Source organism: Gimesia maris (assembly GCF_008298035.1).
GTDB classification, from domain to species: Bacteria; Planctomycetota; Planctomycetia; order Planctomycetales; family Planctomycetaceae; genus Gimesia; species Gimesia maris.
On record NZ_CP042910.1, the window covers coordinates 2053701 to 2077765 of the forward strand.

13 protein-coding genes are annotated in these 24065 nt (G+C 50.3%); 9 read left to right on the forward strand and 4 right to left on the reverse strand.

Annotated features, from left to right (window positions below; translation table 11 throughout):
• Nucleotides 1-69: 69 nt before the first annotated feature.
• Nucleotides 70-834, forward strand: a complete 765-nt coding sequence (locus tag GmarT_RS07790) for a hypothetical protein (protein WP_044240465.1) — start codon at nucleotides 70-72, stop codon at nucleotides 832-834.
• On the opposite strand, the gene GmarT_RS07795 is transcribed toward GmarT_RS07790, so the two are convergent.
• Both GmarT_RS07795 and GmarT_RS07800 read right to left on the reverse strand, forming a co-directional pair.
• Nucleotides 815-1492: a PH domain-containing protein gene (locus tag GmarT_RS07795; RefSeq protein ID WP_052301296.1), complete on the reverse strand. Its 678-nt coding sequence runs from the start codon at nucleotides 1490-1492 to the stop codon at nucleotides 815-817. The genes GmarT_RS07790 and GmarT_RS07795 overlap by 20 nt on opposite strands.
• Before the next feature lie 410 nt (nucleotides 1493-1902).
• Entirely contained in the window at nucleotides 1903-3270 is a 1368-nt protein-coding gene (locus GmarT_RS07800) for an IS4 family transposase (protein WP_002646599.1), read from the reverse strand.
• Nucleotides 3271-3800: 530 nt separating this feature from the next.
• Between GmarT_RS07800 and GmarT_RS07805 the strand changes: the two genes are divergently transcribed.
• The 5 genes from GmarT_RS07805 to GmarT_RS29875 all read left to right on the forward strand — a co-directional run bounded on the left by GmarT_RS07805 (nucleotide 3801) and on the right by GmarT_RS29875 (nucleotide 13341).
• Entirely contained in the window at nucleotides 3801-5702 is a 1902-nt protein-coding gene (locus GmarT_RS07805; RefSeq protein WP_002647888.1) for a sulfatase family protein, read from the forward strand.
• A gap of 183 nt (nucleotides 5703-5885) precedes the next feature.
• Complete coding sequence (locus GmarT_RS07810) at nucleotides 5886-8894, forward strand: PVC-type heme-binding CxxCH protein (protein ID WP_002647887.1); 3009 nt, start codon at nucleotides 5886-5888, stop codon at nucleotides 8892-8894.
• A 125-nt stretch (nucleotides 8895-9019) separates the two neighbouring features.
• Entirely contained in the window at nucleotides 9020-10825 is a 1806-nt protein-coding gene (locus GmarT_RS07815; protein WP_002647886.1) for an exo-alpha-sialidase, read from the forward strand.
• A gap of 39 nt (nucleotides 10826-10864) precedes the next feature.
• On the forward strand, nucleotides 10865-11887 hold the full coding sequence (locus tag GmarT_RS07820) for a bile acid:sodium symporter family protein (RefSeq protein WP_002647885.1): 1023 nt from the start codon (nucleotides 10865-10867) through the stop codon (nucleotides 11885-11887).
• Nucleotides 11888-12159: 272 nt separating this feature from the next.
• Nucleotides 12160-13341 (forward strand): fasciclin domain-containing protein, encoded by a 1182-nt coding sequence (locus GmarT_RS29875; protein ID WP_002647884.1) that lies wholly within the window; start codon nucleotides 12160-12162, stop codon nucleotides 13339-13341.
• Nucleotides 13342-13405: 64 nt separating this feature from the next.
• Here the strand turns inward: GmarT_RS29875 and GmarT_RS07830 are convergent, their stop codons facing one another.
• Complete coding sequence (locus GmarT_RS07830) at nucleotides 13406-14026, reverse strand: GntR family transcriptional regulator (RefSeq protein WP_002647883.1); 621 nt, start codon at nucleotides 14024-14026, stop codon at nucleotides 13406-13408.
• Nucleotides 14027-14377: 351 nt separating this feature from the next.
• Between GmarT_RS07830 and GmarT_RS07835 the strand changes: the two genes are divergently transcribed.
• Both GmarT_RS07835 and GmarT_RS07840 read left to right on the forward strand, forming a co-directional pair.
• On the forward strand, nucleotides 14378-19573 hold the full coding sequence (locus GmarT_RS07835; protein WP_002647882.1) for a PVC-type heme-binding CxxCH protein: 5196 nt from the start codon (nucleotides 14378-14380) through the stop codon (nucleotides 19571-19573).
• Nucleotides 19574-20055: 482 nt separating this feature from the next.
• Nucleotides 20056-22437 (forward strand): ABC transporter substrate-binding protein, encoded by a 2382-nt coding sequence (locus tag GmarT_RS07840; RefSeq protein WP_002647880.1) that lies wholly within the window; start codon nucleotides 20056-20058, stop codon nucleotides 22435-22437.
• 222 nt (nucleotides 22438-22659) lie between these two features.
• Here GmarT_RS07840 and GmarT_RS07845 read toward each other — a convergent pair whose 3' ends face one another.
• A complete protein-coding gene (locus GmarT_RS07845; protein WP_002647879.1) occupies nucleotides 22660-22860 on the reverse strand; it encodes a hypothetical protein in 201 nt (66 codons plus the stop codon).
• Between GmarT_RS07845 and GmarT_RS07850 the strand changes: the two genes are divergently transcribed.
• Nucleotides 22859-24058 (forward strand): serine/threonine protein kinase, encoded by a 1200-nt coding sequence (locus GmarT_RS07850; protein WP_002647878.1) that lies wholly within the window; start codon nucleotides 22859-22861, stop codon nucleotides 24056-24058. The two genes, GmarT_RS07845 and GmarT_RS07850, sit on opposite strands and share 2 nt — an antisense overlap.
• Nucleotides 24059-24065: the final 7 nt, after the last annotated feature.

Genomic DNA, 24065 nt, shown 5'->3' on the forward strand with positions numbered 1-24065 from the left:
TGAGTGCGGGATGATGGAATCGATTGATTGTCCTTTTCCAGTATTGAATGAAGAGATAAGAGAAGAGAAATGTCAAAACTCGTAGATCGATTACCAATGCTGGTAGAGTTACGGAGTGAGAATCGCGAGATCGTAAGAGCGAACGCGAATGATTCTGTTAAAGACAGGAATGGTTCAAGCACTAATATGCTCGCATTAGATCTGCGTTTTTTTGCAGTCGCAGATTATTATTTAAAGCACGACGTGGATTCATTTCAAAGGCAACTCACTGAAGCTGCAGAGTTAGATATTGGGCTTTTTCTCCGACATGCTGCAGGGGAGCCGATAGATGATTCGCTGGTTTCCATGTTGTCGTATAAATCATTATTCAATGCTTTAGCAGCAAAGAACAGGGACGTTGCGAAACGGCTTGCGCTGAATATGGGAGGACGAGACGTCCTTGAAAAAAAATATGACCACCCTTTTGACTATGTGATGGGATATACTTTAAGGGCCTTTGTACTCAATGATTTCGCTGAGATGGAAAGGTGGCTTCCGAAGCTGTTTGTCGCCTGTGAGCAGCATAAGCTGACAGATCTTTTGGGGTATGCCCAGGTATTTCAGGCAATTCTTGAGAAAAATACCCTCCTGGCAAATGAAGGTTTTCAATCGATCGTACGTGGTCATGTAAGACAGACGAAAGCGAACAGAATCTTTGCCAACACGATCGATGAAATTTTATGTATCTGGGGGATCGGAATGGCCAATCTTGCTGCTGCCCGTCAATTACAGATTGCAGCGATTCCCCCGCTTCTTCCAGGTGATCTTATTAATCCTACTGATATTCGCGAATGATGTCGATCACCCGCTGCGGTGACTTCAGTCCGCGAACGTCGATCTCCATGTCATCCTGGCCGGAACTGGAGATTGCGATGTGTCCGACGCCAACCAGGCGATCGAAGAAACTCTGATTCACCTGCATGTTGCGAACGTCATCGTGCTGCACTTCGCTCGTTTGTTTGGAAAAGATGCCCTGAGTGTAGAGTGTGCGTTTTGAAGTCACGGTCACGGATCGGAACCGGGTCTGAAGCCACCAATACGACAGAATTAAGACCCCGGCTAAGGCGAGAGTCAATCCGGAATACAACTGGATCAACTCGTCGCGCCCCATCACCGCCGCGACAATACCCCCAATGACAACCAGCAGGCACCCAAGAAACGAGAACGGATGATTCCCGAATATCGCCGGGTGCACGGTGCAGAGTTCCTGCTCAGCCTGAGACACCGAGGTATTCCGATGGTGGTCCCGCGCCTCGACCGCCTTTGGATCGTCGTCACGAAGCAGGTGACCGGCGGGGGCATCAATCTTGAAGACCTGACCACAATTGTCATTCACACACGTGACGAGCTCGCCGATCGCGCCGGGATCGACCGTATTAGCCGTTCCGCAGTGGGGGCATTCATAGGCGAGAGTTCGCGTTGTATCGCTGGTATATGTTTCGGAATCAGTCATCGGTAAATCCCCTGTAGTTGCTGTGAACGGGGCCGCCCCTGCGGCCTCACGGAGTTTCACTTCAACATGATGCGAATCTCGTTCCACCTGAGCGGGATTCGTGGGGCGAGGGCTGATTGTTCCCCAGGTGAAGGTATTTTGCCGCTAGGATCGGTCGGCCGGCGATCACTGCGGTCGTTCGAGTGCCAGTGATCGCCGGTGGAAATTCCTGCAGACGTGAACCGGGGACTGACGGTGAAGAGTCGTCGAAAGCTTGAGCCCGTGGCTTCGTTTCCGAATGTGCATCCGGGCTTACCCTTTTTTCATTTCGTGTTTTTCGTGGTAGTTCCTTTTCCTGTCATCAGTCGTCAAGAGGTCGGTTCGGTTGATGATAAGTTCGTAACACAACCGGGGCTAACGCCTAATGGCACTTACTTCAGATCAGTGTGTTTCAATTTCTCTGGGGGCTTTTTTCTTTTTTCGAAATGGTCTCTCTTTGAACGTTTGGCGTAGCATTCTCTTTTTACGCTTCGGCTGGCAGCGCGATTGGGTAGTTTATCTTTGGTCGCGTAGAACAGTGCTCGCTCGAAGGATTCACGCCATGATTCTGGCTCAGTGTGCAGGTGCTTCAACAGGAACGTTTGGAATGTTGTCCAGGTTCGCTTAAAGCTCATCCGCCGCGGAGCAACCTGATTCAGTTCAGCCGCCTGTCTGCGGAATTGACCAACTAAATTGTAGGCGACCACTGACGTATACAGCTCTTTCAAAAACGTGTCTACCTTCTTGGCGCGAATGTTCTCGGTGTCCAATACGACCTTCAAGTTACGAATATCAACTTCGACATTGACCCTTTGATTGTAGAGGTTGCCCAGGGTGGCAGCGTCTTGCGGCAGGCTGGTAACGCAATACAGCGTCAAGGTTTCATTGACGATGATTTCGTGCAAAACAACAGCCAGCGAAGCGTCCCTGGGGAGCCCGGGTTGTGTTTTACGGTTTTTGGGGGTCGGAGTCCACTGGTGTTGGTAGGTCTTATGTTTTGGGCTTTGCGATACGAGTTTTGCTTTGGCTCGAAGTGACTCAAAGTTTAACTTCTTCATGCGTAGAAAAAAATCATGCCCCAGGAGTTGTGCCTGGTAAGCAACGCCAAAGATCCCAAATCCTGCATCAGCCATGATGATCGATTCGTCTGGCAGGCAGTGCATGCCATTTCGGGCAAGTTCCGTTTCGGAAACCGCTTCAGGTCCATACATGGCCCCCAGCTGTGGCAGCAAGGCACATCCACTACTGAGTTCGTGAAAAACGGTCAGATTGACAACAGGCCAGACACTTTCACCGTGCTGATTTGAGGCGGGCGGAAATTTCGTTTGTAATTCTTTTTCCGGTGCTAATGTGATCGTGGTTCCATCGAGTAAAAATATTTGACGACCGTCCAGCAGGGTTTCAGATTGCCCGACGATGGCACGAGTGATTTCATTGGAAAACCATTTCACAACATCCAACGGCAGTTCGCTGCGAGCCCGGCTGTATGCTGCACTGTTGGACGAGAGTGTACCCTGGCTTAATCGTTTGTTTTCAGGAAGGTAGTCAGGTTGATTTTCAATCAGATGCTTCACCGCCGCTTCGAGTGAGGCATCTGGTTTGAGGCGTTGAAAAATCAGCATCCACAGCACAACGCAGGCGGTATAGATTGCATTGGGCCGCCTGGGATGCAGCTGATCGGCTTGGCGTAAGTCCACCAAATCTTTAAGTTGTTCGAAGGCACGATCGAATTCAAGAATCTGTTCCGGTGATTGTTTCACAGCGTGATTACTCCTGGCAAATTGGCAGTCTATTTTCAAGAATAGAATCCTGCGCAAATCCCATGCCAAACGGCTGGGGTAACCAGCTTAATTTAAAGTAAGTGCCATTAGGCTAACGCCCTGCGGCTAATCTGTTCTACTGTGAATTGTGTCGAACTTACTAAGTCCGCTGTTTTATCTGTAGTGGTTCGGGATTTTCATCTGCGGGGGCGGGTGAGTTTCTTTTATAATGCTTTGTGATTTTGGGGATCGGGGGCTTTGCACAGTCACTGTTGGGCGAGCCAACAGGGCCACCCGACACGATTATTTCCTACCACGAAAAATTCGAAACTTCACGAAAAAGGATTTAGTTGGATGCCAGGCTCTGTGTGTCGTGAGTCACTTTTCAAAAATGCTTTCGCCTGGATAGTCGGGGCATGCGGGGTTTTTCATATGGCTGGTTTTGTGTTTTCTTTTGAATCGGTGATCGGAAATTTGATTTCAGGTTCGAGGATGAATCTTATGCAAGGGCGCGGAGGGAGCAAGTGGAGATGGGGAACAATGTGGCGATACAGGTTGATCCGGGGGCGATGGATTGCGATGTTGAAGCGGTGCCGGGGCGAAGGGCTGCGATGTGCGGCGACCCGCACGAGTACTTTCGGAACCTCTGTGGTTACGGGCAGTGCAAATCTGGAAAAAACGGGCTGTTTTATAGTGAAGAACGGGAACAAGCGACGCGTGTTTCAGTGCACTGTAAACTGGTCACGCGCGCGACACGTTTTAGCGTTTATCTCTACTGGCTCGGCGGAGTCAAGACGAGTTTATTCAGGAAGAATCAGATGAGAGGGAGACAGTGCAGCAGTACTGCGATTTGTGACGCAGGTCGGAAGCCCGATTCCGGTTCTGCCAAAACTGCCAGCTTACTTGATTCACCCGGGCAGTCTGGTACAGTGAAGTCTCAACCAATTCGTCCGCGTGCTCAGACGATGATTTATGAATCTCAACCAGGAGCAGTTTTCGTGAAACGTTTTCCCCGGTTCGTCATGGTGCAGACTCTGGTCTGGTGTTGTCTGGTTATCTGCCTCTGTCTGAATGCGGTCTCTGTGAAAGCCGCTCCCGCGCAGCCTGACATGGTTGTGGTGCTGGTAGATGATCTGCGCTGGGACGAACTGGGCTGCATGGGACATCCGTTTGTGCGGACGCCACACATCGATCGGATCTCCCGCGAAGGGGCCCGGTTCCGGAATGCCTTCTGTTCGACGCCTCTCTGTTCTCCCGTGCGGGCCTGTCTGCTGACGGGACGCTACACGCACAATCATGGAATTTTCGATAACATCAACCGCAGCGAACACAGCCATACGCTGAAGACATTTCCCCAGGAACTCCAGAAAGCTGGTTACGCGACCGCGTATGTCGGAAAATGGCATATGGGGAATGACGATACGGCCCGCCCCGGTTTTGATCACTGGGTGAGTATGAAGGGGCAGGGGACCTCGTTTGATCCAACATTGAACATCAATGGCGAGCGAATTCAGTTCAAGGGACATACGACGGATGTGCTCAATCAGAAAGTGAATGAATTCGTCAAAGCACAGGGTGAGAAACCCTTCTGTCTGTATATTGCACATAAAGCGTTGCATCCGGAACTGACGCAGCGCGACGATGGAAGTATTACCGATCCGTCGGCAGCGAAGTTCATGCCTGCCAAGCGACACGAAAAGCTGTATAGCGATGATGCGATTCCCCGCAGATTGAATGTGGTGGATACGCTCGAAGGGAAACGGGCATTAAAACGAACTGTGCCGGGTCTGCCACCTTTAAGTCAGAAGACAGGAACCAGTGATGAAGTGATCCGCGATCGTCTGCGGATGCTGGCTGGCATTGATGAAGGGGTGGGCTCTCTGTGCGAACTGTTAGAGTCGCAGGGGAAACTTGACGACACGGTGTTTGTCTTCACCAGCGATCACGGTTACTGGTACGGCGAACATGGTTTGAGTGTGGAGCGACGGTTGCCTTATGAAGAAGGGATCCGCGTGCCTCTGCTGGTACGTTATCCCCCTGTCATTAAAGCGGGGACTGTGATTGATGAATTTGCTGTGAGTGTGGACCTGGCTCCGACGATGCTGGATCTGGCGCATGTCAAAACGGATCAGAAGTATGATGGTCGCAGTCTGGTGCCTTTGCTCAAAGGGGAGCACCCGGCGGACTGGCGTCAGTCGTTCCTGGTGGAGTACAACAGTGACACCGTGTTCCCGCGGCTGGTCAAAATGGGATACACGGCGGTACGCACGCCACGCTGGAAGTACATTCAATTTAATGAACTGACAGGGATGAACGAACTTTACGATATGCTGCGTGATCCTTATGAAATGCAGAACCTGATCAACGATCCGGCTGCGAAAGAAACGGTGAAACAGCTGCAAGCAGAGCTGAAACAACTGATGAAAGACTGACGGCTTTCATCACAGAAAGAGCCCTATAGATCAGCGGATACTGATTTGTAGAAAATGTGTCAGTTTCTGGATCGCATACTTCAACTTGCCGTGATACCTGCTTTATAATGCAGAAAACATATAAATTAGGGATGTTAAATAAAGTCCCTTTCCCGCCTCCTGAGCCTTCAACAGGATTGATTCATGCCTTCCTCTATTTCTGCCTCGCGTTTCCGTCTTTCTGTGTTCGCATTCGCTCTCATTTCGATTCTGCTGACGGGACTGACGCTGACCGTTCAGTCGGCTGATAAAACGGAGAGCAAACCCAAGGTCGATTATTCAGCGGAGATGCCTCGGATACTGCCGCTCACGCCGGAAGAGGCTGTTAAGTCGTTCAAAATTCATCCGGATTTTGAGATTCAACTTGTGGCGGCAGAGCCACTGGTTCGAGATCCCGTCGCGATGTGCTTTGATGCCCGTGGTCGTGCGTATGTGGTTGAAATGCCGGAATACAATGATGCGAATAAGGAAGGCTACAGTTCGGTCAAACTGCTGGAAGATACCGACGGCGATGGCCGATTCGACAAGAGCTACCCGTTTCTGTCTGATATGACGCTGCCAACTGCTGTTTTCAGCTACAAGGGGGGCGTCTTTGTCGGGGCACCACCTTACGTGTATTACTGTAAAGACACCGATGGTGACCGCATTGCGGATGTACGCGAAGTGGTGATGACCGGATTTGGTCGCGACAAAGGTGATGAGGGAATGATCAATTCGTTCCGCTGGGGCCTTGATAACAAAATCCATTTCTCCACAGGCATTGATGGCGGTAATGTGACTCTCGCCGCTGATGAGAACAAGAAGACTTACAATACCAAGGGGCGGGGCGTAATTCTGGACCCCGAAACCCGCACGATTGAACTGACGACCGGTGGCGGACAGCATGGGATGAGCCTGGGGAACTGGAATCGTGAGTTTGTCTGCGCGAACAGTATCCCGATGCAGGTGCTGATGTACGACGACCGTTATATCGCCCGTAATCCTTACCTGGCACCGCCGGCCGCTCCGGTTTCGATTGCTCCCGGTGGGAAGTTCACGAAGCTGCTGCGTATCAGTCAGGTGGAACCGTGGCGTGTGCTGCGGTCCCGGATTCGTGCAGCAAGTGAGCGGGGTGACTATGAAAAGGGACAGCCCTCTGGTTTCTTCACTGCAGCGACGGGGATTACCGTTTATCGTGGCGGTGCGTGGCCTGCGGAATATCAGGGGAACCTGTTTGTCGGCGAACCGGCGAACAATCTTGTTTATCGTGCAGCTCCTCAGCCGGACGGACTGTCGCTGGTGGCTCCCCGTGCTGACCAGGATGCGGAGTTTCTGGCTTCGACGGATGTCTGGTTCCGACCGGTTCAATTTGAGAATGGGCCTGAAGGCGCGCTTTACGTTTTAGACATGTATCGTGAATTAATCGAAGGCGCTCCTTTTATTCCGGAAGAGGTGATCAAGCATCTGGATCCGGTGGGAGGACAGGACAAGGGGCGAATCTATCGGATCGTTCCGAAAGGATTTCAACAGCCTCAGCAAACCGATCTGACAAAACTCAGTTCACAGGCACTGGTTGAATTACTGGAAAGTGATAATGGCTGGACACGCGATATCGCGCAAAGACTGTTGTATGAGCGTCAGGATACATCGGTTGCCAGTGATCTGAAGCAGCTGGCGACCGGTTCCACAAAACCTATTACGCGGGCGACGGCACTCTGGTCGCTGGAAGCTTTGAAATCATTAGATGAATCTACATTACTGAAAGGGCTGCAGGATGAAAGTTTCCAGGTCCGCAAGCAGTCTTTAAAAATTGCCGAACAGTCTGCTGACGCGAAAGCAATTCAACAACAGATGATTGCTCTGGCGAAAGATCCTTCACTCGAAGTGCAGTATCAGGCTGCATTCTCGCTGGGAGCATTTGAATCGTCGGCACGCAATGCGGCGCTGGCGGATCTGTTGAAACGACATGCAGCCAATCAATGGATACGGATGGCGGTACAGAGTTCGCTGGATCAGGGAGCCGGTGAGGTCTTCGAAATTCTGATCAAGAATAACAAGTCACTCAAAGAAAAGCAGATCCAGCAGTTCCTGGTTGCGTTAGCCGTCCAGATTGGTGCCCAGCAGGAAGCGGGTAATGTGAAACGGGTGCTGGCTGCACTCGAAGCTCTGCCGGAATCACATCAGAAGCTGGCGGAAATTCTGTTTCGCAATCTGCTCTCTCGTGCCTCCAATGAGACAAAACAGGTCATTGCGAAATCGGACAGTGATCATACGGCGAAGCTGCTGAAAGGGATGATGCAGACCGCGATCTCTCAGGCGACGAATGGTAAAGCAGTGGTGAAAACACGCGTAGCAGCCATTCCGACTTTAAGTATCGGATCATTCGATGAGACGCAACCGGTTTTTGAGGAATTGCTTTCCGTGCAGCAGCCTTTGCCGGTTCGTCAGAAAGCGATCACAGCGTTGGGGCTGATCAACGATGATCGCGTGGCTGAACTGTTGATTGCAGCCTGGCCTGGCCTGAGTCCTCAGTTACGGATGAGCGCGGTCGAGACGCTCTTTTCTCGAAAGCCGTGGCTGGTCAGTCTGCTGGAGGCGGTGAAGGCGGGCGACATCAATCCCGGTGATATAGGTCCGGAGCGAGTACAGCTGTTGAAGAAGAATCAGGACAAAGCAGTCAAAAAAATGGCGGAGTCCCTGTTTCACAATGAGCGTTTGACCGGGCGTTCCGATGTCATCAAGGAGTATCAGTCTTCTTTGAAACTTAAAGGGGATGCGGCCAGCGGGAAAGAGGTCTTTAAGAAATCGTGTTCGGCCTGTCACCGTCTGGAGAATGTCGGCATACAGTTGGGAGCCGACCTGAAAGCGATTAAAGACCGGGGGACGGAAGCCGTGTTGCTGAATATTCTGGACCCCAACCGGGAGGTGAAGCCACAGTATGTGACCTACCTGCTGGTGACCACCCAGGGGAGAACGATTACGGGTTTGATCAAAGAAGAAAATGCGAACAGCATTACAATTGCCCGTGCGGATGGCACGAGTGATACCGTGTTGCGGATCGACATTGATGAGCTGATCAGCTCGCGGCTGTCATTCATGCCTGAGGGACTGGAAAAGCAGATCAACAAACAGGAAATGGCCGACCTGCTCGCTTATTTGAATTCGATCAAATAACGGATGAAGCTCATATTCCTCAGGTGTATCACGACCAGCTCAGTCTTTCTCGCTGAATGTCAATCAGGTTTTGGGTAAGATGCATCAAAACTTGAATCGACTTTAAATGCGCTGAAAGGTCCCCAATGAAATCTGTGCTCATACTGTTTGCTTGCCTGACGTTTCCTGTTGTATTGAATGCATCCGAAGATCTGATTTATCAAAGTGGATTTGAATCCGATCGGGTCGGGGCGGTTCCCGCGGGCTGGTCTGTTTTTCTGCCGAAAACTTCACCCAACGTCAAAGTCGTTGCGCAGGGGGCAGGGGAATCGAACCATGCTTTAAAAAGCGTGCGTTCTGCTTCAGGCGGTCTGACTGCGATCACCAGGGCATTTTCTCAGCCACAACAGAGAGTGTTAATTGAGTTTTCGTTTGCATTTTCACCCGGAGCCGGTCGTTCTTTGAATCTGTGGACCTTCGCACCGGAAGGTACTGATGCCAGCCAGTTGAACCTGTGTATTCAAAATGGGAAACTGCAACAGTATGATGGTCGCACACGTTCGTGGCGCGTGATCTCAAAGGACGTGGAACCCTCAACAGATCCGACAGATCCGATCTGGCATCGCCTGCGGATCCTGGTTGATGCAAGACAATCTGGCATCGATTTCTGGTTAGCGAAACCGGGAGAGTTCAAACTGCCAGGCTCTCCCACCGGAACTCTTCACGCCTATCGCAGTGATCTGGATCTGGCGGGATTGGCACTGGTTTCGGGTACGCGTCTGGCGAACGATGCCTGGTACCTGATTGATGATCTGGAAATCAAGGGGGGGACTCAACTCCCGAGTCCTGGCAGTGTCGAACCACTGCCAGAACCGTTTGCTCTGTGGAGTGGGCCACCTGTCCCCGCCGATCTGGATCAGATTCCTTTTGTACCGGAAATGACCCATCAGACAATTCATCGCGCTGAAAAAGATGGCTATAAATTTTTGCATGGTGCCGCCATCATAGCTCATAATGGTGTCTTATATGCGAACTGGGCCAACAGCCCGGCCAATGAGAATGGACCGCATGAAACGCTGCAGGGCAGGCGTTCTGAAGATGGCGGCAAGACCTGGTCGGGGCTGGAAATGATTGGTCCGGGATTTGAAGGATCCGAGAGGCACAGTCATGGCGTTCTGCTGAAACATCAGGGGAAATTATGGACGATCTGCAGTCGATTTGGAGTGGGGCAACCGGCAAGACGATTTCCCGGTCTGCAGGGCGAGGCGTTCGTGCTCAATGAAAAAACGGATCAATGGGAATCAAAAGGCATTGTCATGCAGAACTGCTGGCCGTATGACGAACCCGTTCGCATGCCCGATGGGAATCTGATTACCGGCGGACAGGATCAGGATGGACTGCCTGTCGTTGCCATCAGCCATGGTGATGATCTTTTGCATTGGGATACGGTTCGGATTCCCTTCCCTCCTGAACTTTCACCCTCTTTTGCAGAGACCACCGTCGCTGTTGACGGGAAGAATGTGCGGGCGATTATTCGAGGGGGCGGTGGAACGGCCTGGGTTTCCATCAGTCAGGACAATGGCCGCAACTGGTCCAGCGCACGGCCTGCCAATCTGCGGATGCCGCGTGCCAAGGCATATCTGGGGAACCTTAGTACCGGACAGCAGTACCTTGTCTCCAATTTAAAAAACAGAGATACGCTGGTGATTTCCGTCAGTCAGCCAGGCGCATCCACGCTCAGCCAGATGTGGAGAATTCGCCATGGAAAATCGGAGGCCCCGCGCTTCAAAGGTTTCGCGAAAAGTAAGCAATGGTCTTATCCCTATGCTCATGAGTATGATGGCAAGCTGTATGTCGTGTACTCGATCGGGAAAGAAGACTGTGGCTTATCGATTCTACCAGTCACATCTCTACAGGTTGGCTCAACGGCTGCAGATGGTGGCATAGAATAATGGCTGGACCAGTTTCAGCTGGAAGAAGGGACTGGCTTCGTGAAACAGCAATTATTCCGCCTGATACAAATTCCATTCACTCTCTGGGTGCTCCTGTTTGCTGTCAGTGGCTATTATTTTCCCTGGCTATATGACTGGAATCACGGGGGCTGGGAACCACGTCAGGCAATTGTGCCGCTGGTGCAGGTGATTATGTTCGGGATGGGCGTGTCGCTTTCGTTTGCCGATTTTCGTCGAGTATTAAAAATGCCTCGCGCGGTACTGATCGGAGTGATTTGCCAGTTTTCGATCATGCCTTTTCTGGCATGGATTTTTGTGGTTCTATTTCAACTGCCCACGGAAATCGCTGCCGGACTGATTCTGATTGGATCCTGCCCGGGAGGAGTGACTTCCAATGTGATCGCCTACATCGCCCGCGCCAATGTCCCCTTATCTGTCACGATGACGGCCTGTTCTACAATGCTTTCTCCGTTTCTGACACCACTATTAATGGAGTTTTGGGCAGGGCAGTACGTGCCGATTCCCGTGTTGCCGATGATGCGTTCGATTCTCTTCATGGTTCTGCTTCCTGTTCTGCTGGGTTTGTTTGTGAATCAGTTTGCTCCCCGGTTTGTGAACAGGTTAGGAAAAATACTTCCGGGTATTGCCATGTTTTCGATCTGCCTGATCATCGCGATTACGATCGCGCTTGCCAGGCAGGAACTGGCTGCAGTCGGGCTGGCATTATTTGCGGCAGCTCTCTGTCAGAATGCAGCCGGTTATACACTGGGCTACGGGGCGGCCTGGTGCCTGAAGCTGAGTCACAGGGACTGTCGTACCGTGGCACTCGAGGTGGGGATTCAGAATGGGGGCATGGCGACTGGCCTGGCGGTCAATGTTTTGAAAAACCCGGTTATTGCTTTGGGTTCTGCAGTCTTTGGTCCGTGGAGTGCAGTCACCAGTTCACTCCTGGCATCCTATTGGAAACGCTGCCACCAATCTGAATTGGATCCCGATTTACAGCAGAACGGGTTGGAAACACCTGTATTTAATAACCCCTCTGAGGATTGCTCTGCTCCCTGATTGATTCTCGATTCAGATCCTTCTTCGCGCATTTCAGAAATCTTTGCAAACCGCTGCTTGTCAAACAGCCTTCTCATTCTAAGGTATTGTTAGCTTGGAAACTGTAGTGGCCACTCATGTTTCACATAAGACCGTGTCCAGTTTAACTGAAGCGTCTCCAGGTCCATTTGGACCAGGTGCTATAGATCAAGAGGCGTTATGGTTACATGTGATGCGCTCCAGTCGTTCAGAAACCGAGTCAATTATTTCTCATCACCCAAGGAGTTTGTTTGATGAACCACTTGCTAAAGCAGTCAGCGGCTGTGGCCACCGCTTTTGCTGTCACATTATCAGCCACGCTGATTCAGGCCGCTGAAAAGAAAGACATTGTCGAAACTGCTGTGGAAGCAGGATCTTTTAAAACACTTGCCGCCGCCCTGGGAGCTGCTGATCTGGTTGGTGCATTACAGGGTGACGGGCCTTTTACGGTACTGGCTCCCACGGATGCCGCCTTTCAGAAATTACCTGCCGGTACCGTCGAAACTTTATTGAAGCCGGAGAATAAAGATCAGCTGATCGCCATCCTGAAATACCACGTGATCTCAGGTGAAGTACCCGCCAGTCAGGTTGTCAAACTGAAAGGGGCGAAAACACTGAATGGTCAGCGTGTGGATATCGCGGCTGGAGAAGGAAGTGTAAAGATTGATGGAGCAACAGTCGAAGCGACAGATATCATGTGCTCCAATGGGATCATTCACGTGATAGATTCCGTTATTCTTCCGAGCGATAAAAACATTGTCACAACGGCAGTGGAAGCTGAGAAGTTTAAAACCTTAATTGCTGCAGCCAAGGCGGCTGGTCTGGCTGGCGTGTTGTCTGAGCAGGGGCCTTTTACCGTGTTTGCTCCGACTGACGATGCGTTCGCGAAACTACCGGAAGGGACGATTGCCTCACTTCTGAAGCCAGAGAACAAAGACAAACTGGCCGCGATTTTGAAATATCATGTCGTCGCAGGCCGGGTTTACTCTGAAGACGCTTTGAAAGCAGGTAAAGCGAAAACGCTGCAGGGTAAACCTGTGATGATCAAAGTGGTGGATGGAGTTGCAAAAGTTAATAACGCCAAACTGCTGATGACGGACCTGGATGCCTCCAACGGGGTGATTCATGTCATCGATACTGTGATCATGCCTCCAGAAGGTAAGAAGTACAGTGCGACAGAAGCTCGCGAGAAGATCAAGCATGCCGTGGCACGGGGCGCTAATCTCTATAACTGTGGGGATTATCACGCTACGACTCAGCTTTATCAGAAAACAATGCAGGATGTCCTTAAGAGTACAGACAGCATGCCTGCTACCATTCGCATGAACATGAAACATGCCTTGAGTGAGTCGCAGCAGATGAACTGTGTTTCACAACAGGCATGGCGATTGAGAAACGCTCTGGACCATGCTTATACAGAAATGTCTTCTCTGTAATCCAATATTCTATAAATCAGGGGCTCCCGTCGTCACAGATTGTTTTGTGGCAGCGGGAGTTTTTTTAATCGATATTGGAAATCAGGGCCTGCAACGATGGTTCCAGCTTGCCGGTTCGAAACATGGCTACAATCGCGACATGCTCGTAGTAGACCTTCATCGGGTCATTGGGTTTCTGAAATCCTGCCAGGAAGTGGCGACGCAGTCGAGAGACAAGAGTCACCCAGATCGACATCAGACCCTGCTCCGGTGATTTGGCAACGATCGACTGATGGAATTTGATATCCAGTTCCGTGAGCTGAGCATAGTCTCTGGCTTCGCAGGCGGCTCTCATCTCAATAAGTAGCTCCTCCCATTCGTGAAAATCCTCTTCTGACAAATCTGAAAAGATGGACTTCAAAGCAAAGGATTCCACCGTCTGCCGGAGCGGAATCACCAGCTCCTGCATGGATTCCGAGGAAGCCGGGGCCACGCGCATACCGCAGTTTGGTTTGGATTCCACCATGCCTTCATGAGCCAGTTGCTTGAGCGCTTCACGAATCGGGGCTCGACTGACCTGAAACCGTTCCGCCAGACTGACTTCTCTTAACGGCATGCCTTCTTCAAAACGTCCGGTGATGATCTCCATCCGTAATTGCTCGACAATGTCCTGGCTCTGATTGGCGGCTGATTCGATCTGGGACATGATGTTACCTGGTCTATTTCCAACGGGATGATACTGTGTTATCGCTTTGATTGCTCCATTCTGTGTAATTGTGAACAATATTGCAATTCATATTCAGGAGAATTGTTTCTGGCGATGGTCTCGGTAAGTTGTAAAACAGATTGTTATTGATCACTATGTTGGGTTTTGTGTCACAGGGACAGTTTTTTCCAATACGGTGTTATTGTCTGAATTGTATACAATAAGTGGTTTGGTTGGTTGACAGGTCACAATGAGACAGCCAGACTCAAAGGGAGAGTGTTTCCTGAAAGCGCGACGAATACCAGGTTCTTAAGTCAGTATGGCAATTTAATAACTACCGGAGAATTACAGATGCTTTTGTCAGTCACAGCTGTTTTTCAATCCGCGTGTTCAAACCGGGATCGAATCCAGAAACTTTCCGTTCTGATATTGAGTATTGTGTTTTTTCTGTCCTGCTCGCTGAAGGCAGCGGAGAAAACCGTCGAAACCGGTAATCGCCTGGTCTACCTGGATCAGGATGATCCCTATTATGTGTCGCAGCATTTTCCCAAGCTGACAACGCCGCAGTGGTATGGAGATCCTTCCGTCAAAGCGGTCTGTGTGCTTGCCATCGATGACATGCGTGATGTTCAGAAGTACGAAACTTACCTGCGACCCATTCTGGAGCGACTCAAAGAAATCAACGGGAGCGCGGGCGTCAGTATCATGACCTGCCGCGTAAAGCCGGAAGACCCTCATCTGCAGAAGTGGATTCAAGAGGGGGTCAGCATTGAGGTACACACTTATGATCATCCCTGTCCACTTTTGAAAGATCGTGATTTTGAAAAAGCCAAAGGGACCGTTGATCGCTGTGTTGATCTGTTGAACGAGATCCCTCACAGTCAGCCCGTTGCTTATCGCATGCCCTGTTGTGATTCCCTGAATACCGTCAGTCCCCGTTTTTTTACCGAGATCTTCAACAGTCAGTCCTCGAAAGGTAACTTTCTGCAGATCGATACTTCGGTATTTCATGTATTCACGAACAAGGATCCGGAATTGCCAAAAGAGTATGTTGTCGATCCGGATGGTCAGGGGCGCATTGAAAAGTATGTTCCCGTCGATCGGGGGTTTGTAAATACCATCTTTAATTATCCTTATCCGTACCCGATTTCACGGCTGTGCTGGGAATTTTCCTGTGTGACGCCCAGTGACTGGTCAGCCCAGCATCGCCAGAAACCGATGAACCCGCTGACGGTTCGTGACTGGACCGCCGTGCTGGATGCGACTGTTGTCAAACAGGGGACGTTCAATCTGGTCTTTCATCCACATGGCTGGATCAGTAATGAGCAGGTCATCAAGTTGATTGATCATGCGACAGTGAAACATGGAGCCGCGGTGCAGTTTCTCTCGTTTCGTGAAGTGCTGCAGCGTATGAACCGGCACCTGCTGGCCGGTCAGCCTCTGCGAAATCAGCAGGGGGCTGACAATGGAGTGCGACTGCTGGACTTGAACAGTGACGGTTTCATGGATGTCGTCATCGGCAATCAGAGTGTGCAGAAAACTCGAATCTGGAATCCGGCTCATAATAGCTGGGTCGACAGTGAATTCCCGACTCAACTGGTTACTAAGCCTGCTGCCGACGGCACTCAATCCATTCGCAGCCGCTTTGGGATCTTGAATCATCAGGTGGTGTTGTTCACGCTGACCGCTGATGAATCTAATGCCTGGCGTTTTGACGGTAAAAACTGGATTGAAGATGATGCACTTTTGGCAGGCTTGCCTGCGAGAGAACAGTCGCTGTTCATTCTCAAGCAAGGCATCGACCAGGGAGTCCGCCTGCGTGATTTGAATCATGATGGGCAGTGCGAGTTAATCGTTTCTAATCCAGATCAGCAGTCTGTGTTTACGTGGTCTGAGAAGAATTCAAAATGGCAGCGACTTGCCTGGTCGCTGCCCCAGGAGACAGTGCTTGTCGATGCCAAAGGTCAGGATGCGGGGCTGCGGTTTGTGGATATTAATGAAGATGGCTACGAGGATGCGCTCTTTTCCAATGAGAGTTGCTATTCGCTGCATCTGTTTAAATCAATTGATGAGGGCTGGAAGCAACTGTTTAATAAGCAGCGAAAAGATGCAGATGAGGTTCCCGCCATATCCCGGAACGGAACGAATAATGGTGCCTGGTTTCACTCGAAACATCTCTGGGTTCAAAATGAAGATACAGCCAAACTGAAACATCTTGTCGCCGGCAAGTCGTTTGAAGAATTGATGGAGTTACAGGGACCTCAACCCAAGTCGCCTTCCGCAGCGCTGAAAACCATTCAAGTCAAACCCGGATTCCATGTAGAGCTGGTTGCTGCTGAGCCCCTGGTGCAGGATCCCGTCGCTTTCGACTGGGGACCGGATGGAAAACTCTGGGTAACAGAAATGGCTGACTATCCACTGGGAGTGGATGAAACCGGAAAATTTGCCGGGCGTGTTCGCTACCTGGAAGATACAGACGGTGACGGCCAGTATGATAAATCGACGCTCTTTTTAGAGGGACTGGGATATCCTACGGGTGTCATGGCCTGGCGTAAGGGCGCGATTGTGACGACGGCTCCTGAAGTATTTTATGCAGAAGATACAGACGGAGACGGCAAAGCCGATCTGCGCGAATCGCTGTATACCGGCTTTGGTGAAGGGAACCAGCAGCATCGCGTCAATGGTCTGCGCTGGGGGCTGGACAACTGGATCTATCTGGCCAACGGCGATTCCGGCGGCGATCTGCTCTCGGTTAAAACGGGGGAGAAGCTGACGTTTGGACGTCGTGATTTACGCATCAGGCCGGATTCCGGATTGATGGACCCGCAGTCCGGGCAGACACAGTTCGGCCGAGAACGCGATGACTGGGGCAACTGGTTTGGCAGCACTAACAGTAATCCTGCGTTTCATTATGCACTGACGGATCACTATCTCCGCCGTAATAAAAGTCTGATTGCGCCGAATGCGAAAGTCCAGGTTTCGGTCCGACCAGGTGCCGCCACGATTTTTCCCGTCAGCCGAACACAGGTGCGCTTTAACGATTTCAATAAAGTGAATCGCATTACATCGGCCTGTGGTCTCTGTTTTTATCGGGATGAATTGCTGGGGCCTGAATTCGTCGGTAACTCGTTTATCTGTGAACCGGTGCATAATCTGGTACATCGTGAAATCGTTTCAGCTAAAGGAACCACTTTCACCAGCCAACGGGCAGAGAGCGAACAGGATTCGGAGTTCATGGCTTCGACGGATAACTGGTTTCGCCCCACGATGGCGCGCACCGGACCTGATGGGACGCTCTGGGTGGCAGACATGTACCGTCATGTGATTGAACACCCGCAGTGGATTCCGCAGGAAATGCAGGAAAAACTGGATCTGCGCGCCGGGAAGGAACAGGGGAGAATCTATCGGATTGTAAAAGATGATACGCCGTTGCGTTCTGTCCCCCGGCTCGATCAACTGACGGATTCAGAGCTGGTACAGGTGCTGGAAAGTCCAAACGGGACACAGCGTGATATGGCTCATCAATGGATCGTGAGTCAGAAACGGCATTCGACGGTACCGGATTTGAAGAGGATGGTATCAGACGGCAATGCTGCGACGGCCCGTATGCATGCATTGTGTGTGCTGGAAGGATTGGGAAAAGTCACCACGAAAGAGGTACTCTCAGCTTTGGCAGATCCGCATCCAGGTGTACGCCGCCATGCGATTCGGATTAGTGAAGCATTTGTAGACGATTCCCCGGAAATCGGGGCGAAGTTTCTGGGTATGGTCAACGACTCTGATCCTCAGGTACAAATGCAGCTTGCCTATTCACTGGGGGAGTGGAACTCGCCGGAAGCAGGTGTTGCTCTGGCACAACTGGTTTTGCAACACGACCGGGATGCTTACCTGCGTACTGCGATCCTGAGTTCAACAGGTTCCCACTTAAAAACTTTCACAACGGCACTTTTCAAGGATCTGAAGGGCAAAGAGCCTCCCGCTGAGAGTTTTAATGCTCTGGTGGCGATGGCAGTCGCTGAGCATGATCAGGCGACGTTGCAGCAGATTTATCATGTGGTCGGGAAACAAACAGCCGGGAAAACATTTGAGCCGTGGCAGTTTCAGGCTGTCTCCGCCCTGCTGCAATCGCTGGGGCGTCGGAATCAGTCTCTTACACAGTTTTATCAGAAATCCAATCAACAATTACGGGAAGTACTGGATCAACTGAAACCTCTGTTTGCTGAGGCGCGAATCATTGCTGCTGATGAAACAGTTTCAGAGGATCAGCGTCGTGATGTTCTTGTATTACTCGGTCGCGGTTTCGCACACCGCGACGAGGATTTCGAACTGCTGGCGGGCCTGCTTTCTCCTCGGAATTCGCGTGAACTTCAGAGCGCTGCTGTTGCGGCGTTGACACAATTCGGAAATCAAAAAACACCCGCAATATTACTTGAACGCTGGAAAAGTTTTGGGCCCGGCTTACGTGCTGAAGTATTGAACGCTCTGCTGAGTCGCAGTGCCTGGAGTCAGTCCGTCTTAACGGCTCTGGAACAGAAAACCATTCTTCCCGCCGAGATCGATGCTTCCAGTCGCCAGCACCTGTTGAGCAGTAAAGACAAGAATATTCGCCAGCAGGCAGAACAACTGCTGGCTTCATCCCTGAATTCCGATCGAATGAAAGTTGTTGAAGAGTATTCCAAGGTCCTGGAGCTCAAAGGAAATGTAGAGTCGGGACATCAGATTTTTATCAAACGCTGTTCTGTCTGCCATCAGCTGAATCAGGAAGGAAAGCCCATCGGCCCGGATTTGTCAGCGTTGACTGATAAGTCTCATCAAGCATTAGTGACAGCGATTCTGGATCCCAACCGGGCGATTGAGAATAAATATGTGAGCTATCTGGCAGTCACCGTCAACGGGCTGGCGTTTAATGGACTGCTTGCTGCCGAGAGTGGGGAGAGTATTACATTAGTTCAAAATGATGGCAAAACGAAAACTCTGTTGCGCAACGATCTGGAAGAACTGCTCAGTACCGGTAAATCACTGATGCCGGAAGGGTTAGAAAAAGATATGACTCCCCAGGATCTGGCGGATGTAATTACTTATCTGAACGCAACGGAATTACCACGCAAAACATTTAGCGGCAACGAACCGGCTGTCGTGGAGGCGGAAGCACTCCGGGGAGATTACTTTTTGACTCCCCAACTCGCAGAGATTTATGGTCAAACACTGAAGTTTGAAAATAAATATAAGAATCTGGGGTACTGGCAGAGTGAAAATGACCGGGCCGTCTGGACAATGGACGTTCCAAAATCCGGCAAATATGATGTCTATCTGGAATATGCCTGTCCACAGGGGGTTGCCGGTAATCTGATGCAGCTGGAAGTCGCCGGTCAGCGACTGATCTGGTCAATAGCTTCTACGGGAAGCTGGGACGTTTATCAGAGTCGCAAAATAGGTACGATTTCTGTTCCCAGTGGCCAGACGCGACTGACGGTCCGCAGCGATGGCAAAATCAACAAAGCACTTCTGGATCTCAAAACGGTCCGTCTTCGGGTTGCCAGTCAATAAGTACTGACTGTGGCAGCCTCAGCAGAATGCCATCAATTTACTGTGAATCGGATCTGATCTATCACATGCAGTCTTCTGTGATGGTTGTATTGATTCTGCAGACTTCGAAATTCGTGTTTCCAGTGACGAATAACCTCTGATGGTTCTGGAAATAATTGGTGAAAAACAGGTGTCAACTCCAACGTTCTGCCGTTATTGGAGGTAGAGAACAGAGAAGTGCTTGTACATTCCCTGTTCTTAGCGAATTTTCATGAATATTCTATCGAGATTGAAAAAAAACGATTGCGTAAATATTTTTATGAACGATGATTTTGTATATCAATAAAACCCTCACTCACATGGTCTTTATTGTGTGTTCAGTAGAACACCGGCCGTTGATTGGAATGAATATTTCAGTCGTTTGAGAGCTGCCTGACTGGATCCCTGTATTCCGGGGCTGAAATATTACTCGATTGAGACGATCGAAATCTGGGAACTGACCCGTGTCGGACAAAGGTTATCAAGATCCCGTAGATGGTGAAGAAACTGTCGATGAATTTCCCCCCGTCGATCCTGCGCAGGAAGAAACGGTCGATGAAATTCCGCCAATCAACATCAACGAAATTGACAAAACCATGATAGGTGGTGACAGCATCACTGGAAAGTCAGCGCCTCATCTGGAAGGGCCTTCTGCTGAGAAGGCTGCCGCGTGGATTGGTAAAAAGCTGGGCAAATATACGATTTCCGGTCTCCTGGGACAGGGGGGGATGGGGGTTGTTTACAAGGCGCACGATTCAATGATCGAGCGTGACGTTGCCATTAAACTCCTGCCTGCCGAACTGGCTTCAGACAAGATGATGCTGGATCGGTTTCTTGCAGAAGCCAAAGCCGCCGGTCGCTTAACCCATCCCCATGTGGTTTCGATTCACGAAATCAACCAGGAAGGGGACGTCCATTACATCGTAATGGAACTGATGACGGGCGGCAGTACGGATGACCATCTGGAGTCGATCGGTCCTTATTCTCCTCTGGAAGCATCGCGCATTATCGCAGATGCCTGTGAGGGTTTAATGGTGGCTCATGCCTCCGGTCTGGTCCACCGTGATATTAAGCCGGGAAATCTGCTGCAGTCGGCCCATGGCACGATTAAAGTTGCTGATTTTGGTCTGGCGAAACGAATCATCCAGCAATCGATGCAGCTTACACAGGATGGTCAGCTGATTGGGACTCCTTACTTCATGAGTCCCGAACAGTGCGAGTCGAAACCGGTCGACATGCGTAGCGATATTTATTCTCTGGGAGCAACCTATTACACCCTGCTGACAGGAGATCATCCCTATGAAGATGCTGGCAGCATTGTGCAGATCATGTATGCCCATTGCCATGCGGACATTCTTGACCCCCGCGAGGTGAATTCCAGCATCCCTGATAAATGTGCTGCCATCGTCAGTAAGTCGATGGCCAAAAAGCCGGAAGACCGTTATCAGTCTGCCAAAGAAATGCTGCAGGACCTGAAGGCAATCACAGCCAGTGTAGAAAAATATGATGATACAAAGATTCTGAGCCAGGAAGAGCTGGAAGGATCTCCTGTTACAGCTCCTGCTTCGACAACTGCTCCGTGGCGCAGTACGGTATTTAATACCGTTATTTTTCTGGTGACTTTTCTGTTGTTGACGCTGGTTCCTTACTATTACTGGAATTACAGCCATCCTCAAAAAGTGACTGAATCGTCGACACCGATCCAGCAGGCGGGACCCGCCGCCCAGGGAATCACCAAAGATAAAATCATTCTGGCGACTTCAACTGCCATGACCGGTGCCAATAAGGAACTGGGAACCAATATGGTTATGGGGATGCAGGCCTGTTTTAAATCGATCAACGAAGCGGGTGGTATCGGTGGTCGCCAGATTGAACTGGTTGTGAAAGATGACGGATATGAACCAGACCAGGCGCTGGATAATATGCACACGCTGTTTGAAAAGGATAAGGTGTTTGCGGTGATCGGGAATGTAGGAACTCCGACAGCACAGGCTACAGTTCCTTATGCTAATGAAAACCAGTATCTGTTTTTTGCTCCTTTCACCGGGGCTCAAAGCCTGCGACGTGATCCTCCCGACCGCTATGTATTCAATCTTCGCGCCAGCTATGCAGATGAAACAGCGGCAATGGTGAACTATTTTGTGGAAAAGAAAAACATTGCCCCGGAAAAAATTGCGGTGTTCGCGCAAAATGATTCCTTCGGCGATGATGGCTTTGCAGGTGTGGCGAAAGCTCTGGAAAAATACAAAATCCAACCGGAAAATATATTCAGAGTTGGCTATGAGCGTAATACCACGCAAATTGCAGATGCTGTCAAACAGATTGAACAGAATCAGGATCGCATCGAAGCCTTGATCATGGTCGCAACTTATAAACCGGCGGCGTTAATGGTCCAGAAGCTCAAAGATAATAATCTGAATATTCGTACTGCCGCTGTTTCCTTCGTGGGGAGTGAACTGCTGGCTCAACAGTTTAAAGAAATGGGGCCGCAGTACGCGGAAGGGGTGATTGTGACTCAGGTTGTCCCCTACTATCTTTCGAGTGCCACCGGCGTATTACGATATCGAAATGCCATGAAAAAGTTCTATCCCCTCTCCAAGCCGGGTTTTGTTTCACTGGAAGGGTACATTGCGGCTGAATGTCTGGTAGAAGGCTTGAAAGGCCTGGAAAAATCCGGCAAACCCATGACTACAGAAAATCTGATCAACGCCCTGGAACAGATACAAGGATTGGACCTGGGAATCGGTCCGATCATTAACTTCGGTCCCTCACGACATCAGGCTTCCAATCGAGTCTGGGGAACGGTCCTGGATAATAAGGCTCAATACAAGGAACTCGACATGTAGTAATCGCTGCCGGGCTGGCTTGCAGTCTGTTGTCATGCGTTCCATAAGTCACTGCCGCAGCTTTATTAAAAATCTATAAAATTGTCGGTAGCTGACCAGAAACGGCTTTCGTTATAAAATTGCGGGCCCGTTTGATTCTTACCAGCCTTCCAGCGAGTGTAGATCGTAAGTCTTGCTGATGAAACCAGATGGTGCCGCTTGAAGCCAGCTCAGGTATCTGTATTATCCGATCTGCTGAAATTGTTGTACTTCGCTTTCATTCCCAAAGTGATCAGACTGACCTGAAGAACGACTGTCTTTTAAAGTGCTGTTGTCACTGAAAAAGACAACACCGCGGGACTGTTGAAACGGAAGATTGTCGAATCCACAATGGTAAGCCGGGCACATACCAGCTGACTTCAGAATTCCTTGAGGGGGCAACATGAATTCTGAATCATCATCTGGGACAATCGAACGGCAGGAAACCGCTTCCGAGCGAATCACACTGGAAGTTCTGGCGTCCCGTTTTGTAGAAGAGTATCGCCGCTGGTTGAATCCCTCTATAGATGCTTATGCGAGTGCCTGTCCGAGATATGCTGACGAAATTCGTGAAAGTTTCCCCGTTCTGATTGCAATGGAAGAGTGGAAAACGAACCAGGAATTTTCCAGGTTACGGAGACAGATTCCGGCTGATTTCATGATTTCCCAGTTAGGGAACTGTCACATATTGAATGAAATCAACCGCGACCGTACTTCAATCATCTATGCCGCTGCGCAAGGCCAACACAAACGAAAGGTCGCTGTCAGACTTTTACCCTGGAAGTCGGACTGTTCTCTTCGATTGCAGGAAAGGTTTCTACGTGAAACACGTCTGGTCTATCGACTCAGTCATCCTAATATTGTTTCGGTTGAAAGCACTGAGGAAGATCAGGGGTATACTTATGCCATAATGCAACTGGTTCCAGGAATCAGTCTGGATCAGGTTCTGCGAGGTCTGGCACAGAAGCAGACAGGAACAGTAGACCAGGCTCAATATGAACCACAGGCCGGTTACCTGTATGAAGAAAAACTGCCTCAGGTGCTGGCAGAATTCAGGCAGAATTACTGGCGGTCGATTGCCAACCTGGGATTGCAGGCAGCCAATGCACTACGTTTTGCTCATAGTCGTGGCACATTGCATTGTGACTTGAGGCCGGGCAATTTTATTCTGAACCAGCAAGGACACTGCTGGCTGACAGGTTTCTCTCTCCCCCAACATCTGGAAGGCACATTCAGGCAACAGAGGGTTCAGTCTCTGTTGAATCAGCCTCCAGAACGTATCCAGGGTGATATGGATGAACGCAGCGATCTCTATTCCCTGGGATGTGTTCTTTATGAACTTGCTACGTTCTTGCCAGTATTTGAATCCAGGAATTCCAATGCTCTCATCGAACAGATTCTCTGTGGGAGATATGCACGCCCGCGTGAAATCAACAGAGAGATTCCACCTGCGCTGGAAAATATCATTCTCGGCTGCCTTGATCGGTCAAAACAGAACCGCTATCAGTCGGCCGATGAACTGAGTGTCTCTCTGGTCCGTTTTCTGAACAGCCGTGCGGTCAAATCTCGTATGAATTCAGAATCGAATGGTTGTGGGAAATGACCAGGCT